Annotated in this window: 12 protein-coding genes; 11 read left to right on the top strand and 1 reads right to left on the bottom strand. The window is 57.8% G+C overall.

Annotated features, from left to right (window positions below; all coding sequences use genetic code 11):
- Window positions 1-172: 172 nt before the first annotated feature.
- The 5 genes from FOT55_RS16940 (at window position 173) to FOT55_RS16920 (ending at window position 4,975) form a co-directional block, all read left to right on the top strand.
- On the top strand, window positions 173-1,324 hold the full coding sequence (locus tag FOT55_RS16940; protein WP_033645813.1) for an FAD-dependent monooxygenase: 1,152 nt from the start codon (window positions 173-175) through the stop codon (window positions 1,322-1,324).
- Entirely contained in the window at window positions 1,321-2,115 is a 795-nt protein-coding gene (locus FOT55_RS16935; protein WP_025302741.1) for an alpha/beta fold hydrolase, read from the top strand. The genes FOT55_RS16940 and FOT55_RS16935 overlap by 4 nt, the downstream gene beginning before the upstream one ends.
- Before the next feature lie 15 nt (window positions 2,116-2,130).
- The gene (locus tag FOT55_RS16930; RefSeq protein ID WP_015377793.1) at window positions 2,131-2,883 is read left to right on the top strand and encodes a maleate cis-trans isomerase family protein; all 753 of its coding nucleotides are present in this window, start codon (window positions 2,131-2,133) and stop codon (window positions 2,881-2,883) included.
- A 9-nt stretch (window positions 2,884-2,892) separates the two neighbouring features.
- Window positions 2,893-3,522, top strand: coding sequence for an N-carbamoylsarcosine amidohydrolase (locus tag FOT55_RS16925; RefSeq protein ID WP_025302739.1), 630 nt, complete (start codon window positions 2,893-2,895; stop codon window positions 3,520-3,522).
- A 142-nt stretch (window positions 3,523-3,664) separates the two neighbouring features.
- Window positions 3,665-4,975 carry an MFS transporter gene (locus FOT55_RS16920; protein ID WP_016927840.1) on the top strand — a complete coding sequence of 437 codons (1,311 nt, stop codon included), beginning with the start codon at window positions 3,665-3,667 and terminating at the stop codon, window positions 4,973-4,975.
- 71 nt (window positions 4,976-5,046) lie between these two features.
- On the opposite strand, the gene dcp is transcribed toward FOT55_RS16920, so the two are convergent.
- Window positions 5,047-7,248: a peptidyl-dipeptidase Dcp gene (gene dcp / locus FOT55_RS16915; RefSeq protein ID WP_147823760.1), complete on the bottom strand. Its 2,202-nt coding sequence runs from the start codon at window positions 7,246-7,248 to the stop codon at window positions 5,047-5,049.
- Window positions 7,249-7,548: 300 nt separating this feature from the next.
- On the opposite strand from dcp, the gene FOT55_RS16910 reads away from it, so the two are divergent.
- The 6 genes from FOT55_RS16910 to FOT55_RS16885 all read left to right on the top strand — a co-directional run bounded on the left by FOT55_RS16910 (window position 7,549) and on the right by FOT55_RS16885 (window position 18,165).
- On the top strand, window positions 7,549-7,839 hold the full coding sequence (locus FOT55_RS16910; protein WP_025302735.1) for a hypothetical protein: 291 nt from the start codon (window positions 7,549-7,551) through the stop codon (window positions 7,837-7,839).
- A complete protein-coding gene (locus FOT55_RS16905) occupies window positions 7,836-8,123 on the top strand; it encodes an E492 group microcin (RefSeq protein WP_125460888.1) in 288 nt (95 codons plus the stop codon). The genes FOT55_RS16910 and FOT55_RS16905 overlap by 4 nt, the downstream gene beginning before the upstream one ends.
- 78 nt (window positions 8,124-8,201) lie before the next feature.
- Window positions 8,202-9,728 carry an MchC protein gene (locus tag FOT55_RS16900; protein ID WP_147823759.1) on the top strand — a complete coding sequence of 509 codons (1,527 nt, stop codon included), beginning with the start codon at window positions 8,202-8,204 and terminating at the stop codon, window positions 9,726-9,728.
- Between the two features lie 18 nt (window positions 9,729-9,746).
- Window positions 9,747-10,196: a toxin-activating lysine-acyltransferase gene (locus tag FOT55_RS16895; protein ID WP_043143242.1), complete on the top strand. Its 450-nt coding sequence runs from the start codon at window positions 9,747-9,749 to the stop codon at window positions 10,194-10,196.
- A 17-nt stretch (window positions 10,197-10,213) separates the two neighbouring features.
- Complete coding sequence (locus tag FOT55_RS16890; protein ID WP_147823758.1) at window positions 10,214-14,020, top strand: AMP-binding protein; 3,807 nt, start codon at window positions 10,214-10,216, stop codon at window positions 14,018-14,020.
- Complete coding sequence (locus FOT55_RS16885; protein ID WP_147823757.1) at window positions 14,020-18,165, top strand: non-ribosomal peptide synthetase; 4,146 nt, start codon at window positions 14,020-14,022, stop codon at window positions 18,163-18,165. Before FOT55_RS16890 ends, FOT55_RS16885 begins: the two co-directional genes overlap by 1 nt.
- Window positions 18,166-18,193 lie beyond the last annotated feature (28 nt).

Below are 18,193 nucleotides of genomic sequence, written 5' to 3'. Positions count from 1 at the left end.
CGCATCAATCCTGTGATTAACATGAGTTTAACAGTAATACGCCGTCAATTAGCGTGAGCAAGATCTGATTTAACACTTTTGCAACTTTGCGTTATCTAGTGCATACACTATAAATCGATCGTCCAGCCACGCGTTGGGCCTACGCTGAAAAAAGCCAACAGACAGGGGAAACATGATGAGCAAACAACCACGCATCGCCGTCGTCGGCGCCGGGCTGGGGGGCGCCGCCGCCGCCGGGCTGCTGCAAAAAGCCGGCTTTACCGTCGATCTGTATGAACAGAGCCCGGCGTTCTCACGCCTTGGCGCCGGCATTCACATGGGGCCGAACGTACTGAAGATTTTCCGCCGTCTCGGTATTGAGCAGCGGTTGGAGCAGATGGCGTCTCATCCCGATTTCTGGTTCAGCCGCGACGCCGAAAGCGGCGACTACCTGTCGCGCATCGAACTGGGCGCCTTCGCCCGCCGGGAGTACGGCGCCGCCTATGTGACGGTGCACCGCGGCGATTTGCAGGCGTTGCAGCTCTCCGCGCTGCAGCCCGGCACCCTGCACTTCGGCAAATGCCTGAGCAAAATTGAAGATCGCGGTGACGAGGTGGTGCTGAACTTCGTCGACGGCACCTCGGCCCACGCCGACATCGTGATCGGCGCAGACGGCATCAATTCGCGCATTCGTGAGCACCTGCTGGGCGCTGAAGCGCCGACCTACAGCGGCTGGGTGGCCCACCGCGCGCTGATCCGCGGCGAGAAGCTGGCGAAATACAACCTGACGTTCGAAGACTGCGTGAAGTGGTGGTCGGCGGATCGCCATCTGATGGTCTACTACACCACCCAACGGCGCGACGAGTATTACTACGTCAGCGGCGTGCCGCACCCGGCCTGGGATTTCCAGGGCAGCTTCATCGACAGCAGCCGCGAAGAAATGTTCGAGACCTTCGCCGGCTACCACCCGATCGTGCAGGCGCTGATCGAATCCAGCGAACAGGTCACCAAATGGCCATTGCTGAACCGCAAACCGCTGCCGCTGTGGAGCGAAGGCCGTCTGGTGCTGCTCGGCGACGCCTGCCACCCGATGAAACCGCACATGGCGCAGGGCGCGGCGATGGCGATCGAAGACGCCGCCATGCTGACCCGCTGCCTGCAGGAAACCGGCCTCGGCGACTACCGCACCGCTTTCCAGCTGTATGAAGCCAACCGCAAGGAGCGCGCCTCCCGGGTGCAGGCGGTGTCCAACGCCAACACCTTCCTGCGCACCCAGGAAGATCCGGCCTGGGTCTACGGCTATGACCTGTACGCGCAAGCGCTGAAATCGGAGAACGCCGCATGAGCACCTTCCTCTACGGCGCCCACGTTCACGCCAACGACATTCGCCAACACTATCTGCGCTACGGCGGCCACGGCCCGGCGCTGATCCTGGTCCCCGGCATCACCAGCCCGGCGATCACCTGGGGCTTCGTCGCCGAGCGGCTGGGGGAAAAATACGACGTCTACGTGCTCGACGTGCGCGGCCGCGGTCTGTCGTCCAGCGGCCCGGAACTGGCTTATGACGCAGAGACCTGCGCACAGGACGTCAACGCCTTCGCCGCTGCGTTGAACCTGGGCAGTTACGCCCTGCTCGGCCATTCGATGGGCGCCCGCTTCGCCCTGCGCGCCGCCGCTCTGCAGCCCGCCGGCGTGCGGCGGCTGGTGCTGGTCGATCCGCCGGTTTCCGGCCCCGGCCGCCGCGCCTATCCCGGCCAATGGCCGTGGTACGCCGACTCCATCCGGCAGTCGCTGCCGGGCATGAGCGCCGAGCAGATGCGCGCCTTTTGCCCAACCTGGAGCGAAGAGCAGCGCCGGCTGCGCGCCGAGTGGCTGCACACCTGCTACGAGCCGGCGATCCAACGCGCCTACGACGATTTTCATCAGGTGGACAGCCACCGTGACTACCCGCTGCTGACCATGCCGACGCTGCTGATGGCCGCGGGCAAAGGCGGCGTCATTCAGCCCGAAGACCGGGCAGAGATCCGCGCGCTGCAACCGGAGATCGCCATCGTCGAGGTCGAGAACGCCGGACACATGATCCCGTGGGACGATTTCGACGGCTTCTTCCGCGCCCTGGGCGATTTTCTGGATTAACTGAGGAACACCGACATGAGCAACCACTACCGCATCGGCCAGATCGTGCCCAGCTCCAATACCACGATGGAAACCGAGATCCCGGCGATGCTGGGCGCGCGCCAGCTGATACGCCCGGAGCGTTTCACCTTTCACTCCAGCCGCATGCGCATGAAACACGTCAATAAAGAAGAATTGGCGGCGATGGACGCCGAGTCCGATCGCTGCGCGCTGGAGCTGTCCGACGCGCGGGTCGACGTGCTCGGCTACGCCTGCCTGGTGGCCATCATGGCGATGGGGCTGGGCTATCACCGCGAATCGCAGGCCCGGCTGGCGCAGGTGACGAAAGACAATCAGGCCGCCGCGCCGGTTATCAGCAGCGCCGGCGCGCTGGTCAACGGCCTGAAGGTGATCGGCGCCAAACGCATCGCGCTGGTGGCACCCTACATGAAACCGCTGACCCAGCTGGTGGTGGACTACATCCAGCACGAAGGCATCGAGGTCAAGGTGTGGCGCGCGCTGGAGATCCCGGACAACCTCGAGGTCGGCCGGCACGATCCGGCCAGGCTGCCGGGGATCGTCGCCGAGATGGATTTACGCGAGGTCGATGCTATCGTGCTGTCCGCCTGCGTGCAGATGCCTTCGCTGCCGGCCGTCCCGACGGTGGAGGCCCAAACCGGCAAACCGGTGATCACCGCCGCCATCGCCACCACTTACGCGATGCTGACCGCGCTGGAGCTGGAACCGATCGTCCCCGGCGCCGGCGCCCTGCTGTCCGGCGCCTATTGAGGAGGCAGAATGAACGACACCCTCAGCGACAACTATCGCGGCGTCTGGGGCCAGCGTATCGGCTTCGGCCGGCGCCCGGCGTTGCTGGCGATCGACTTTATGCAGGCCTACACCACCGAAGGCGCGCCGCTGTTCGCGCCGGGCGTGGTGAGCGCGGTCGAGGAAAGCCGCGAGCTGCTGGCCTGCGCGCGCCGCACGGGAATTCCGGTGATCCACACCCATATCCGCTATCATGCAGGCCATTTTGCCGATGGCGGCCTGTGGGTGAAGAAAGCGCCGGTGATGAAAGACATGGTGGCGGGCAACCCGCTGGCGGCGTTCTGCCCGCCGGTGGCGCCGCTGGCCGATGAGGTGGTGCTGAGCAAGCAATACGCCAGCGCCTTCTTCGGCACCGCGCTGGCGCCGCTGCTGGTGGCGCAAGGGATCGACACGCTGCTGATGATCGGCTGCTCCACCAGCGGCTGCATCCGCGCCAGCGCGGTGGACGCGGTGCAGCACGGCTTCCGCGCCATGGTGGTGCGCGAGTGCGTCGGCGATCGTCACCCCGACCCGCACGAAGCCAACCTGTTCGACATCGACAGCAAATACGGCGACGTGGTGCACAAACGGGAGGCGCTCGACTACCTGAACCGGTTATGAGTCAACGATTCACCTGCAACGACAATAACGAAGGCGCAGACAGCGCCTCACGCGACCGCCCGAAACAGGGCGGCGCCCATGCAACGCAAACACAACAGGCGCCTCCTGCGGAGGCCAACACGCACCACCTGGAGACAACATCATGGCCATTGTCGACACCCCGCTGGCGGGGAAAGCGGACGCAGAATCGCTGCTGCTGTACCGCAAAATCACCTGGAAACTGATCCCGTTTCTTTGCCTGTGTTACCTGGCGGCCTACCTCGATCGCATCAACGTCGGGCTGGCCAAGCTGCAGATGGCCGACGCGCTGCAGCTGAGCGAAGCGGCCTTTGGTCTGGGCGCCGGGCTGTTCTTCGTCGGCTATATTCTGTTCGAGGTGCCGAGCAACCTGATCCTGCAGCGCGTCGGCGCCAAGATGTGGATTGCCCGTATCATGATCACCTGGGGGCTGCTGTCCACCGCCACCATGTTCGTCACCACGCCGACCCAGTTCTACGTCATTCGCTTTCTGCTCGGCGTGGCGGAGGCCGGTTTCCTGCCCGGCGTGCTCTTTTACCTTACGCTGTGGTTCCCGACCTATCGCCGCGGCCGCATCATCGCGCTGTTCATGATCGGCCTGCCGCTCTCCAGCGTGATCGGCGGGCCACTCTCCGGCTGGATCATGGGCCATTTCGACATGCGCCACGGGCTGCACGGCTGGCAGTGGCTGTTTTTGCTGGAGGGCATTCCCAGCGTGCTGTTGGGCGTGCTGACCTTCTGGCTGTTGCCTAATACCTACCAGCAGGCCAAGTGGCTGACGCCCGAGGAGAAACAGCGCATCGCCGACGATCTGGCGCGCGACGACGCCGAGGCCGATCACGGCAAGCACAGCTTCCGCGACGGCTTCTTCAACCTGAAGGTGTGGATGCTCGGCGGCATCGACTTCGCTATTCTGCTCAGCGCCTACGCCATGGGCTTTTGGATGCCGACCTTCATCAAAACCGCCGGCGTTACCGACATCACCACCATCGGTTACCTGACGGCGATCCCCAGCGTCGCCGCCCTGCTCGGCATGCTGCTGATCGGCAGCAGTTCCGACCGGCTGCGCGAACGGCGCTGGCATATCATCGTGCCGTTTATCATCGGCGCGCTGGCGATGGCCGGCAGCACCTTCTTCACCCACAATGCGCTGGCCACGGTGCTGCTGTTCTCCATCGCCCAGGCGGCAATCATCGGCGCAGTGCCGGTGTTCTTCAGCCTGCCGGCCACCTTCCTGCGCGGCACGGCGGCGGCGACCGGCTTCGCGCTGGCCTGTTCTCTGGCCAACATCGCCGGGCTGGTGAGCAATTCGCTGATGGGGTTGGCGCTGGATCTGACCGGCAAGAGCGGCGGCGCGCTCTGGGCCTTCGCCGGCTGCCTGCTGCTCAGCTCGCTGCTGGTGGTGGCCCTGCCGGCCAAGGTGGTGAACCGCTGAATGTCGGCCACGCCAAAAAGACGAAGGGCGCATAACGCGCCCTTTTGTTTGCTTACCGGGAGTGGCCGAACTTATTCGTCCTTCAACCCGCGATTGATCAGCATCGGTTCGATGCTCGGCTCTTTGCCGCGCCAGTCGATGTACAGCTTCTCCAGATCCTGGCTGTTGCCGCGCGACAGGATCATGTCGCGGAAGCGCTGGCCGTTTTCGGCGGTCAGGCCACCGTGCTCGGTGAACCACTGGAAGGCGTCGTCCGCCAGCATTTCCGTCCACAGATAGGCGTAATAGCCCGCGGCGTAGCCGTTACCCCAGATGTGCTGGAAATAGCTGGAACGGTAGCGCGGCGGCACGTAGCTGAGATCGACCTTGTCTTTTTGCAACGATTCGGCCTCGAACTTGTCCACGTCTTGCTGCGGCTGGTCGGCGGTCAGCATGTGCCAGTGCATGTCCAGCAGCGCGGCGGACAGCAGCTCGGTCATGCTGTAGCCCTTGTTGAACTTGTCGGCCTTCTTGATCTTGTCGACCAGTTCCTGCGGCATCGCCTCGCCGGTCTGATAATGCTTGGCGAAGTGGCTGAACACTTTCGGATCGCTGACCCAGTGCTCGTTGAACTGCGACGGGAACTCGACGAAATCGCGCGCGGTGTTGGTACCCGACAGGCTCGGGTATTCCTGATCGGCGAACATGCCGTGCAGCGCGTGGCCGAACTCGTGGAACATGGTGATCACGTCGTCATACGACAGCAGCGCCGGCTGCCCCGGCGCCGGTTTGGTGAAGTTGGCGACGTTGTAGATCACCGGCTTGGTGCCGTTGAGCTTCGACTGATCGACGAAGTTGCTCATCCAGGCGCCGCCGCCCTTGTTGTCGCGCTTGAAGTAGTCGGTGTAGAACAGCGCCAGCGATTTGCCGTCCTTGTCGAACACTTCATACACCTTAACGTCCGGCTGGTAGACCGGAATGTCCTTGCGTTCTTTGAAACTGATGCCGTACAGCAGGTTGGCGGCGTAAAACACGCCGTTGTTCAGCACGTTGTTCAGCTCGAAGTAAGGTTTGATCTGCGATTCGTCCAGATCGTACTTGGCCTTGCGCACCTGTTCGGCGTAGAACTGCCAGTCCCAGGCCTGCACCTTGAAGTCGCCTTTCTGCTGATCGATCACCGCCTGAATGTCTTTGGCTTCACGCTCGGCGCGCGCGGTGGCCGCCGGCACGATGTTGCGCATAAAGCTCAAGGCGGCATCCGGCGTCTTGGCCATCTGGTTTTGCAGCTTCCAGGCGGCGTAGTTCGGGTAGCCCAACAGCTTGGCCTGCTCGGCGCGTACCTTGGCCAGACGGGAAAGGGTCTGGCGGGTATCGTTGCCGTCGCCCTTCTCCGCGCGCGTCCAGGAGGCGTCGAACAGCGCTTGGCGGGTGTCGCGATCTTTCAGGCTCTGCAGCAGCGGCTGCTGGGTGGTGTTCTGCAGCACCAACAGCCACTGTTTCTCCAGCTTGCGCTCGGCGGCCGCCTGCGCTGCCGCGGCCAGCTCACCTTCGGACAGACCGTCCAGTTTCGCCTGGTCAGTTATCGCCAGCGCGCCGTTTTTGCTCGCCGCCAGCAGTTTGTTGGTGAACTGGGTGCTCAGCGTCGCCGCTTCCTGGTTCAGCGTCTTCAGCTTGGCCTTGTCGGCGTCCGACAGGTTGGCGCCCGCCAGCTCGAAGTTCTTGTAGGTCACTTCCACCAGCCGGCGCGATTCCGGATCCAGCTTCAGCGCATCGCGATCCTGATAGATGGCCTTGATGCGCGCGAACAGCTTGCCGTTGAGCATGATGTCGTCGTTCAGTGCCGCCAGCATCGGCGAGGTTTCTTCATCCAGCTTCTGCAGCGCATCGCTGGTGTTGGCCGAGGTCATGGCGCCGAACACGTTCATCACCCGCGTCAGCAGCGAACCGGCCTGCTCCAGCGCCACGAAGGTATTCTTGAAGTTGGGCTTGGCCGGGTTGTTGGCGATCTTCTCCACCTCTTCCCGCTTTTGCTTGATGCCCGCCTCGATCGCCGGCGCGTAGTCGCTTTCCTTGATCAGGTTGAACGGCGGCGCCTGGAACGGCAGACGGCTTTGATAGAAAAACGGGTTTTGGGTCTTTTGCTTATCGTGCTGATTGGCTTCACCGGTCACGGTAGCCTCCTTCGCCTGGCCGCTGGGCAGCGCACTATGGTCGGCGTGAGGTTGGGTTTCTGCTGCCTGTGCCTGCGAGCCCAGCGCCATGCCGATCGCCAGCACCAATGTGGATAAACGCATCAAATCGAAACTCCTCCATGTTCACGGAATAAGGTCTCGGGGAATGGCTCCCTCAGAGTCATCACCTAGCTTAGGCGCAGTTGGCAGTTTGAGCAAAAACAAGTGATTAGAAGTTAACCGCCTCGCCGACCGCGGCCAAACGCTTCTTTGACATCTTTATTTTTCATCATCGACACATAGTCACAAAAGGTAATCATTTTATGATTAATTAATTCAATACTATGATAAATAAAGAGGAATCATAAAATACCCTGTTGACTTATCAGGTTACCCAATGTAACTTGATGTAAATTTTGATTAATGGAGCTAATCAAATTGTATCTTATAACGGAAATAGTTCTTATTGTCATTTTCATCCTCATTATCAGTGCGATCTATAAAAACGCGAAGAAAAAAGGCGTGCGCACGTACCACATCGTTATGCTGTTCTTGATATTTCCCCTTGCCGTATTTTTAGACTACTGCCTGCAGCGCCAGGCGATCCTTTTGGATACGGCCGCCCTTAAAACCACGGCCAGTTATGGTTTGCCGATGGCGATTATTTTTTCGCTTGTTTTATCTATCACCTCTCGCAAGAAGGAGTTTAAATGAGAGCCTTAACGGAAGTTGAATTGTCATGTATTAACGGTTCTGACGGCAACGATTCTTATAATCCGACTTCGCTCATTGTCGGTAGCCTGAGCACAATAGCGAAATTACCCACCCCCGTATCCTTAGCCGTGGGCGTCGGGACGGAAATAGCTATTCAAGCCGCACCACACATGCCGGTTAACGTTGCTATTCCACAGGTTCCTATGGGCCCAACCTGGAATGGCAGTGGCGGTGGCCGCCCTTCACCTTCGTCTTCACTTTCAACACCGGATTCATCAAATTAAAAAAACAGTCTTATTATTCCTTGTGCAATAAGGCCGGGATTTAACTTACTCTGCACCAATAAAAATAACGATTAAAAAATGACAAAACTCGCCATGCTTCACGAAAGCTTGATCCCTTTCGTCGCAAAAAAGACAGGTTCTCAATTACTCTGGCACAATGCATTAAGCCCTGCTGAACAAGACGAACTGAAAAAAGAGACCAGCTATCTCATCGAAGAAAATAATCGCCATGCTATTTTTGATGATGGTACGCCGCGCTTAAACGATGAAAAAGTCTTTTTCGCCGAACGTTATGGCGGCGGCGCTATTTCGCGCAACGGCGGCGGAGCACGCTGTGGCTTTGATGGGCGTTGGCAGGTTAAAGGTATTGGGGCTAATGCGTTAGTCGGTCAAGGGGCAAAGCATGTCGATGGCGAGTTGACGATGACCGGCGCAGTATTGGAGGCATTATGGGGGAACGTCATGGCCAAACTGCTGCCTTACGGTGCCGTGCCCAATAAAGCGATCTTGGTGACCGATAGCCCCTTAGCCGCCATTTCTCCTGAATCGGCGAGAAGTCCCCATAACCGTAAGGCGTTGCTGGTGCGTGAGCCCGTCGTGCGCCCTGCACATTTTTGCCGCGCACCCTACTATCATCCTCATGATGCGATGCAAAGGCAGCCTTCGGATATTCAGCGGGTCGAAAAGCTGATTGTCACCGCACCGGCTTTTCTACCTCGTCCCCCGGAGTTTGACGCCGCAAGCTGGTTGGCATTGCCCCAGGAAGAACAAGCATTCTACGGGCTCTGCGAGCTTGCCCGGCGTCTCGCGACGCAGATCGCGTACTGCCGCACCCGGCATTTGGTGATGATGACCTCACCCTCCAATTGCGATATGGCCGGTAGGCTGCTGGACTTTCATGGTGTTCGCAGTGTTTTTCCCGCAGAACGTCGCGATTCCGGGCGCAGCTACATTCAACACAACAAGCTCAATGAAGACGCCCCTTTGTTGCTGAGAGGCTTGCAAGATCTCGCTTTTTATTTAGCCAAGCATCAATTCGGCCCGGCATTTCTCGCGGCAGCGCACCAAGGCATCGGTGCGGCCTTCAACATGGCCTATAAACGAGCCTGCCTGCTGGATAATCTCGGTATGGCGGGTTTTGACCCTGCATTTTTACAACGCCTGCCTCTCACCGCCGAGTGGTTCGCCTTAGGCGAACGCTTGCAAAAAATGTTCGATTTGGCTCCCGGCGTCTTTACCCGTCGACAAGGTATTGGCCTGGGGAATGCTCATCCGGCGATTGCCCTATTGCACCGGCTCATCGACGCACCCGTAAGGGTTCCCGCCGAACAACAGGGTACGACCGCGGAGGAGAGATTTTCTCTGGCGTTCCGTCGGTTATACGCGCAATACCTTCAGGAAACATCAGCAGCTCAAACCTCCGCCGGATTACAACTGGCGATGAAGCAGACCGTCACCAGAAGGTTGGGTTCCCGCACGTTCATGCGCCGTGAAGTGATTTTTCAAGAAATTTCTGGCTGGCGCGGCGAAGTCAGCGAGATCACCGAACAATTGCAAACCTATCTCGACCGTTTCGAGCGCCAGGCGATCAACGTATTACAATAACAACGCTGAGGATATTTCGTGAGTTTTATCAAAGAAAACCAGCAGGGTAAAAGTAGGTTCAGTCAATACGAGAGCCTGGGCTTCGCCGTTAACTGTATGTTGATGAATAAAAATTACAGTTTGTACCATATAAAAACGTTGCAGCTATGGACTCAGGAAGCGATTAATCAAAACCAATTTAAAATATTATTCGACCATTTGGATAACCCGATAGGGTATATAACCTGGGCCTACCTGAAAGATGAGACGCTGAGTCGATTTATTAACGATCCGCAGTTTCTTCTCCATAACTCAGAATGGGATGAGGGCGGTACGCTGTGTATTTTAGATTTTTGCTGCAAGCCAGGCAGCGCGCATTTATGTTTGGAACACCTTAAAAGAGTTCACCCCATCGTAGAACGCCGCACGGTTGTGTGGCGCTCCCGCCGAACGGGCAGACTGATGACTGTAAAAAATAAAGAAAAATAATTGTCAGGGATGAGGCAATGAGCAAACATCAATTACTGGATTCACAGGCAGGATTTTACTATGGCACCAAGATCGGCGATGATAAATCGAGCTATAATATCGCGGAATATGTCGAAATAAATCACACTCTCGATATCGCAAGAATGAAACGTGCTATTCATCGTGTCATCAGCCAAACCCCTACGCTGCACGTTCTGTTTGATGAGAATAACGGCACGCCTTATCAATATTCCGTCACCGCCAATATCTCAGTGGAATGGGTAGATCTTTCGCAGAGCGCCAACGATATGGCCACCGCTATCGAATTAATGGAAGCGGATGCTAAGCGCCCCTTCTCGCTGAACGCAGCGCCGTTATTCAGACAAAAAATCATCAGGCTGGGTGAGAAACGCTTTCTGTGGTATTTCTGCAGCCACCATCTGCTGCTTGATGGTTACGGCACTTATTTGCTGATCCATCAAGTGGCGCAGGCCTACCGAGACCAGACACAACAACCGCAAGACGTACCGGCGATCGATGCCTTGCTCAGGGCTGAATCTGAGTATAAACAGTCAGCCGCCTATCAAGCAGACCGACATTTTTGGCAAGCGGCCAGCGCCTCACTGCCAGACCCGATGACATTAGCCTGCGCCAATATTCCCTCGGGACAGACCATCCGCCATGTGACGTCGTTGCCCTATCCTGCCGAGCGCCTTGCGCTGCAAACCGAACATCCTTCCTGGCTGGCGCGCACTTTTGTAGCGGTGATGGCGTATTTGTACCTATGTACCGGCGAGAAGCAGCAAACGATCGGCGTCCCTATGATGGCGCGAACAGACGCCCTGTCGAGGCAGGCGCTAACCTGCAAGACCAACGTTGTTCCTTTGACTCTCGATATTGAGGACACCGCTTCATGCCGACAGTTGGCGCAAACCATTGAACACGCGCTCAAGCAACTCAAGAAACATCAAGCGTTTCGTTACGAAGAGATAAAAAGTCTGAGGAGCGTCGCCAGCCGCTCGCCGTTGTTCAACATCGTGGTCAATATCATTCCCTTTGAAGCGGCAGCCTCATTCTCTCCCGCTCAGCGTAGTGAAATCCGTAACTTACGCTCAGGAGGCGCGCAGGATCTGGTCTTCAACATGCGTCCCGATCTCGATAACCAAACGCTGCGGCTGGAGATCGATGCCGACTCAGGGCTTTACGATGCGGCCAGTCTGGTGCGGCACAGCCAGGGGATACAGACCTTGTGCACCTTGCTGTACGACGATCCGGAAAATCTTTCCGTCGCGGCATTGCGACAACGTTTCCCGCTCTCGCTGCTGGGTAAAACAGCCAACGACAACGTGGTCGATATCATGCAGCGTATCGATCGTGCCGTCGTTCAAGCGCCGCAACGCACGGCGATCCTCACGCCTGAACACGCTTCGTCATCGCTCAGAACGCTGTCTTATGCCGTTTTGCAGCAGCAGTGGCGTGCGCTGGCCGATGTCCTGGCTCCCGTTCGCGCCGCACATACCGTACTGTTGCTCGACTTGCCGCAAGGGCCGGAGGCCATCATCTGCATGCTTGCTGCGTTGCAATTGAAAATGCCCTTCGTCAACCTGAATGCCAAAGGGGATGGAGCGGCTTACCGTCAACTGCTTGAACAGTTTAGCGACGCTATCCTGATTACCGATCGCACGCGTCCCTCCGTTCATTCCGAGCCTGGCGCATTGGCGCATTGGCGCGCATCGACACTCAATATGCCGACGGATTTCGCACACTTCACCGTGTTTCGCCGGCAAACATCGACTGAGGCGCCGGCGTTCCCGGTCGGTACCAGCTATATCATGTTTACCTCCGGTTCGACGGGAATGCCTAAAGGCGTGATAGGCGCCCGACATGCTCTCAACGTTTTTGTCGATGCGGCGATAAAATGCTATGGCATTCAACCGCACGAACGCGTGTTGCAATTTGCGCCCTTGCATTTCGATGCCTGCATCGAAGAAATTTTCATGACGCTGGGGGCCGGCGCCCACCTGTGTATCGCCCCCGAGACCGTCAAGCACAGCTTTGCCGCTTTCTTCACATTCTGCGACGATCATCACATCAGCCTGTTGGATCTGCCGACCGCCTACTTTAATGAAATGCTGTTCGCCTCCGGCGGTGAACAGACGCTACCGCCGGCCGTCACTACCGTTATCATCGGCGGCGAAAGCCTTTCACCGCGAGCCAAAGAACGCTGGTTCGCGCACTACCCCAAAGGCAGGAAGTTATTCAACTCCTACGGCCCAACCGAAACAACCGTGGTGGCGACGGTCGCAGAAATCAAAAACGATGGCGCCGCCGTGACGATAGGCACACCGCTGGATGGTATATACACGGCGATCGTCGGCGAGGATCTCAGGCCGTTGCCGCTCGGCTGCAGCGGCGAATTACTGATAGCCGGAGCGACCGTCGGCCTGGGATATTGGCATCAGCCAACGCTGAGCGCGGAAAAGTTCGTCACCCTTGAGGCCAACGGCCATCTCATGCCCGCCTTTCGTACCGGCGATATCGCCTGCCAGCGCCAAGATGGGCAGTTGGTGTTCCTTGGCCGCAAAATTCGTGAAGCGAAAATCGCCGGGCAGCGCGTCAATATGGGTGAGATAGAAAGCTGTCTGGCCCGCTTGCCCTCCATTGTCGAGATTGCCGTACTGGCCAAAAGCGGCGACGCGGGAACGGAACTGTACGCGCATTATCACAGCCGGCAGCCGCTCAGTGAGGCAATGCGCCGCACACTGTACGGCGAACTGCCCAATGCCCATATTCCTCAGCGCTTCGTGCATCATCCAACGCCGCTGGTCAAACTGGCTAACGGCAAGATTGATTATCGCACCCTGGAGAGACAATCCCGGATGCCTGAACCCACACGGGAGTTGCGTTCGACGACATTCAACACCCTGGTGCATGAAGTTTGGCTGGCGACGCTGGGCAGTGACGATGGTGACTTCTTCACGCTCGGCGGCGAGTCCCTGCAGGCCATAAAAATCATTAACGTGCTTAACGCCCACTGTCGGTTGGATCTGAACCTGAGCGACATTCTTGAACATCCAAGACTCGCCGATTTCTGCCGACACCTGACGCAGTTGGCCCATGCACGCTATGGTCTGGATCCGCAGCATCTGGACATCCGTTGCGCTATCGGCCGCTGTCTATCAACCGAGGCGCCGACCAGCAGCAGGCTGTTTATTCAATCTCCCGAAGGCACAGATGAACGGCTTTTATTGGCCGCCCTCGCCGACAAACGCGGTGTGGACATTCTGTCACCGCAGGCGCTGCCGTTGCCTGCTGAATGGTCGCTGAACGCGGCCATATTCAACGTACCGAACGAAACCACTCAATATGCCAGTTGGCTCGATGCACTTTCGGCCCTGCTGCACACCCTGCCCGGCCGAGTTAACCACATGATCTTTATGCATGATACGGCCGGCGGAGCCAAACTCACGCAAGGCCTGCTACGCGATTTCCGGCATGAGCGACTACTGTTGCTGCATAAAGTCGATGCGCGCCGCCAAGCCGTCGACGCCGGTGTTACAGAGTTGATAGCCCTCTCTGCGCGGCTGGGTTATTTCCCGCACATTCGGTTCGATACGGCCAATGAGCGATTGAACGGCTGCGTACTGAGGATCTTCGGTTTCGATGATGGCGAGAATATCGACCATCGCGCCGCCTTCACAATGGCGCAGCGGAGAAACCCGGGAGTGCAGTTGTGTAGCTTAGCGCATTGGCTGAATTTGATTTCCGCCCACAGCGGCAAACGCCCGAATAAAAGCGGTCGAACAGCGAAAACTATCGACGTCAACATGGAAGGAGCGCACTGATGAGCGTCATCGGCTTGATCAATCTGATGGAAATGGCGAAACAGGGAGCAAAATTCGGCGAGCTGTCGCCTCGACGCCAAACCATCGAGCATGTTGACGCCGCCGCACTCAGTGCGGTGCAGGAAGACATTACCGCATTTTTATCTGTCTGTACGCCAGACAATTCAGAGCGGCACACCGGCGAGAAGCCTTGTTACACCGTCAATCACTACGCGGGCCAATACCTGTGGCTGTATGAAAACTTCACCAAGAACAGCCCGCTGTATAACATTCCGATCGCTAAAGAGATCCTGGGGCCCTTTGAACCCGAGCGTTTGCTCGCCGCGTTGAAAAAACTGCTCAAGCGGCACGGTGCGCTTTGCGGCCGCTACCGGCTAGACGGTGAAGCCATCACCGTTGACATCGTGCATCCTGATGAAACCATTTTCGAACACAGCCTCGAGGACATCAGCAGGCTGAACAGTGAAGAGCAGCAAGAAAATATGCTGGCGGCGCTTAACGCCCAGTGTACGATTCCGTTTGACCTCGCGGCTGAGTATCCCCTGCGCTGCCGGATCTTGAGAAAGAGCGCGCAGCACCACTATCTGTTCTTGACCTTCCACCATTGCGTGGTCGACGGCTGGACGGCCAATTTGCTGGTGGATGAACTGAGCCGTGACTATCAAGCGTACGAAGAGCATTGGCATTATGACAACGGTCAGGCGTTTTTCCGCTATCTTGAAGACCCTTTCCTCGCCGTCGCCAATGTCGATGACAGCATGGCGTTTTGGCGCGATGAACTGGATGGTGCGCCGGAAAAACACGCGCTTGAATACGATATCGCCATCACCGCGGCAGGCAAAACACAGAATATCGTCAGAACATCGCTGACGAACGAACTGCAGCCGGCCCTGGCCCAGTTAGCCAAACATAACGGTACGACGCTGTTTACGCTGTTGCACTCCGCCTTCGCGTTACTGATTGCCAGAGAATCGGCGACGGATCGCGTGGTCATCGGTAGCCCGATCGCCAACAGGAACGAGCCGACGTTAAACGACGCCGTTGGCAGCTTCGTCAACACGATCGCTCACCAATTTATCATCACTGGCGACGACAGTTTCACCGCGCTGCTGCAAAAGAACGCCAATAAATTTGCGCGCGCTTTCAAACATCAGGGATTGCCCTTCTCTTACCTGGTTGAACAACTCAAGCCCACGCGCGGCAAGTTCCACCCCATTTTTCAAATCATGTTCGTCTGCCAACATCGCAAAAGCAACGAGCTAAATCTTGGCAGTGCGCAGGTTAACACCCTGCCAAGACGCTATGCGCCGCCCAAGTTTGATCTGGTTCTGGAAGTAATTTCTGGCGCAGAGGGCATTCAGTTGGAGTGGCAATACAACGCCAAGCTGTTTACGCCGGAGCGTATTAACGGATTGGCGCAAGCTTACGCATTGCTGTTGCAGCAAATTGCCTGCGATCCTTCGCGGGCCGTCGACCACTATTCGCTGGCGCCAATGGCCGATAACCGGCAATTGCGGCAGCTCTCCGTCGGGCAGGCGATGCCGGTATGCTTGCGGCAACCTCTTTCCGATCGGCTGTTACGCGCTGCCCACCAGCATGGGGATCGCCCGGCGTTGTTCGAGGGAGATCAGGTGTGGCATTACGATCGGCTATTGCGGCACGCCGGCCTCGTGGCGCATTGGCTGAACGCCCATACCGCCCCTGGCACACTCATCGCCATCGATCTTCCACGCGGCGCTCATCAAGCTATTGCGGCGCTCGGCGTGATCCTCGCCGGACGCGCCTACTTGCCGTTGGCCGAAGGATTACCGGATGCCCGCGTAGCGGCCATTATGCGAATATCAGGTTGCGCCTGGGTTTTGAGCAATCGGGCTCACCATCGTGCCCGCTATCCGCAGACAACCCGCGTTCAGGACCTGGAGGCGCTGTTTTCTCCCCCTGCCGCAGGCACAGCAACCTTCCCATCAGGCGAAGCGGAAGCACTCGCCTATGTCATTTATACATCGGGGACGACAGGCACGCCAAAAGGCGTGGCGATGGAACACGGCGCCGTCACCAATACCTTGCTGACCATGAATCAACTGTTTAACGTTTCACATCGTGACAACGTATTGGCGCTCGCCGACCTGGCCTTCGATTTATCGGTCTATGACCTGTTCGGCAGTTGGCTAGCCGGCGCATCGGTAACCGTGTTATCGCCGCACGACGCTAAAGAGCCGTCAGCATGGCTACATGCGATACGCCAGCGGAAAATCAGCATCTGGAACTCGGTTCCCGCCATCTTGCAAATGCTGGTGCAATACTGCGCACAAGAAAACATCCTGTCGCTGCCTCAACTGCGGCATATCTGGCTGAGCGGCGATCGTATCTCTCCGCGGCTGATCGCTGAAGCACATCGGCTTTGCCCCAACGCCACCATCACCAGCCTTGGCGGTGCCACCGAAGGGGCAATATGGTCAATTTATCATCCACTTACACGAGATACGCACTACAGAAACGCCATCCCCTATGGAACCGCATTGCCGAATCAAAGCATGTGGGTGTTGAATGAAAAACTCGAGCCGTGCGGTTTCGGCGTTACCGGCGACATTTATATCGGTGGCGTTGGCGTTGCCCGCGAGTATTGGCGCGATAGGCAAACCACCGCCGGCAGCTTTGTTCTTCTCCCAACCACCGGAGAACGCGTGTACCGCACCGGCGATCGTGGCCGTTGGCATCGCAGCGGTTACATCGAATTCCTCGGCCGCGAAGACCAACAGGTGAAACTGCAGGGTTTTCGCGTCGAATTGGGTGACGTCGAATTCGCGCTCAAAAGCAGCGAACTGGTCGCTGAAGCGTGCGTCGTCTGTCGCGATGAAACCAGGAACGGCACACCGTATCTGGAAGCCTATATCACATTGACCGAGGCGGGGAAAGCCAGCGTCCAGGCGGAGCAAAGAATACGCGAGCAGGTTACGGCCGCATTGCCCGCGTATATGGCGCCATCCCACTATCATCTTATTGAACGTTTCCCGCTTTCACGCAACGGCAAATTGGATCGCACCTTGCTATCGCCAGGCACCGAACGGAGCCAGGCCAGCGATGCTGTTCCCGCCGCGTCCGCGGAACTCATGCTGCTACGTGAGTTGTTGGCGGATACGTTAGGCTGTGCTCCAGACAAGATCGACCCCTATGCCAGCTTCTTCAGCAATGGCGGCAGCTCGCTTTCCGGCATTACGTTTTTGGGTAACATCAAGCGCGCCCTTAATGTGGAATTAACCCTGGCGGAAATCCTTGGCTACTCACAGCTCGATAAACTTGCCGAGCGTCTGCGCGATAACGCGCCCCTGCCGTTATCGATGTTGTCCGGCGCAGCCGATCGCCCCTCTCTGCCCACCTTGTATTTGGTGCATGGTGCCGGTGGCCAGGTACATCAATATGCAAAGTGGACAAAACAACTTTTCGCCTGCGCCAACATCATCACCATCGCCAGCCCGGGGTTGGCCGCGCCAGGCGCAGACGACACACTCACCCTGCAGCGATTGGCCGCCTCCCATTTGGCGGCCATACCGCGTGCCAAACGCGACACTGCCGTTATCGCCGGCTGGTCATTGGGCGGCCAATTAGCTGTCCATATGGCGGCGCAGGCTACGGAACAAGGCGCGCCCTTTGCGCATGCGGTGCTTGTCGACAGCGGTTTGCCCGCCCAGCCCCCCTCAGTGAATCGAGGTTTCAGCGTGGCGCAAAGTTACCTCAGCCTGTTCGACTCTCTCGGTATTGCGCGCCATTTGTGTCGGCATCAAGAAACGAACGCGATAGACAGCTTCGCCAACGAGATAAAAATGCACTATGCGCTGAATCAGAGCGTGCTTGCGGAGAAGATCACGCTGGAACATGCCGAAGCCTTTTGTTGGGCGCTGAAAAAATCCTTTGATCTGACGAATAACGCCGGCCCTCTGCCACAGATAGCGATACCGCTGACGCTTTGGCTCAGCCAGCAACGTCAGCGTAAACACCCCAATCTTGCACAACGCTGGGAGAGGCAATCCTCTCATGACGTTCAACTCAATTATTGTGCAGAAACGCATTACAGCATTTTAAACAACGCTCAACTTCTTCGAGCGCTGACGCGGATGCTGCGCGCGTTGTCCACATCATTGGAATAACGCGAGAAGATACCCCTGGCCAATCAAA

Source organism: Serratia bockelmannii, assembly GCF_008011855.1.
Lineage (GTDB): Bacteria > Pseudomonadota > Gammaproteobacteria > Enterobacterales > Enterobacteriaceae > Serratia > Serratia bockelmannii.
The sequence above is the reverse complement of the archived record's forward strand: the minus strand, read 5'-3'. Positions and strand labels throughout refer to the sequence as shown.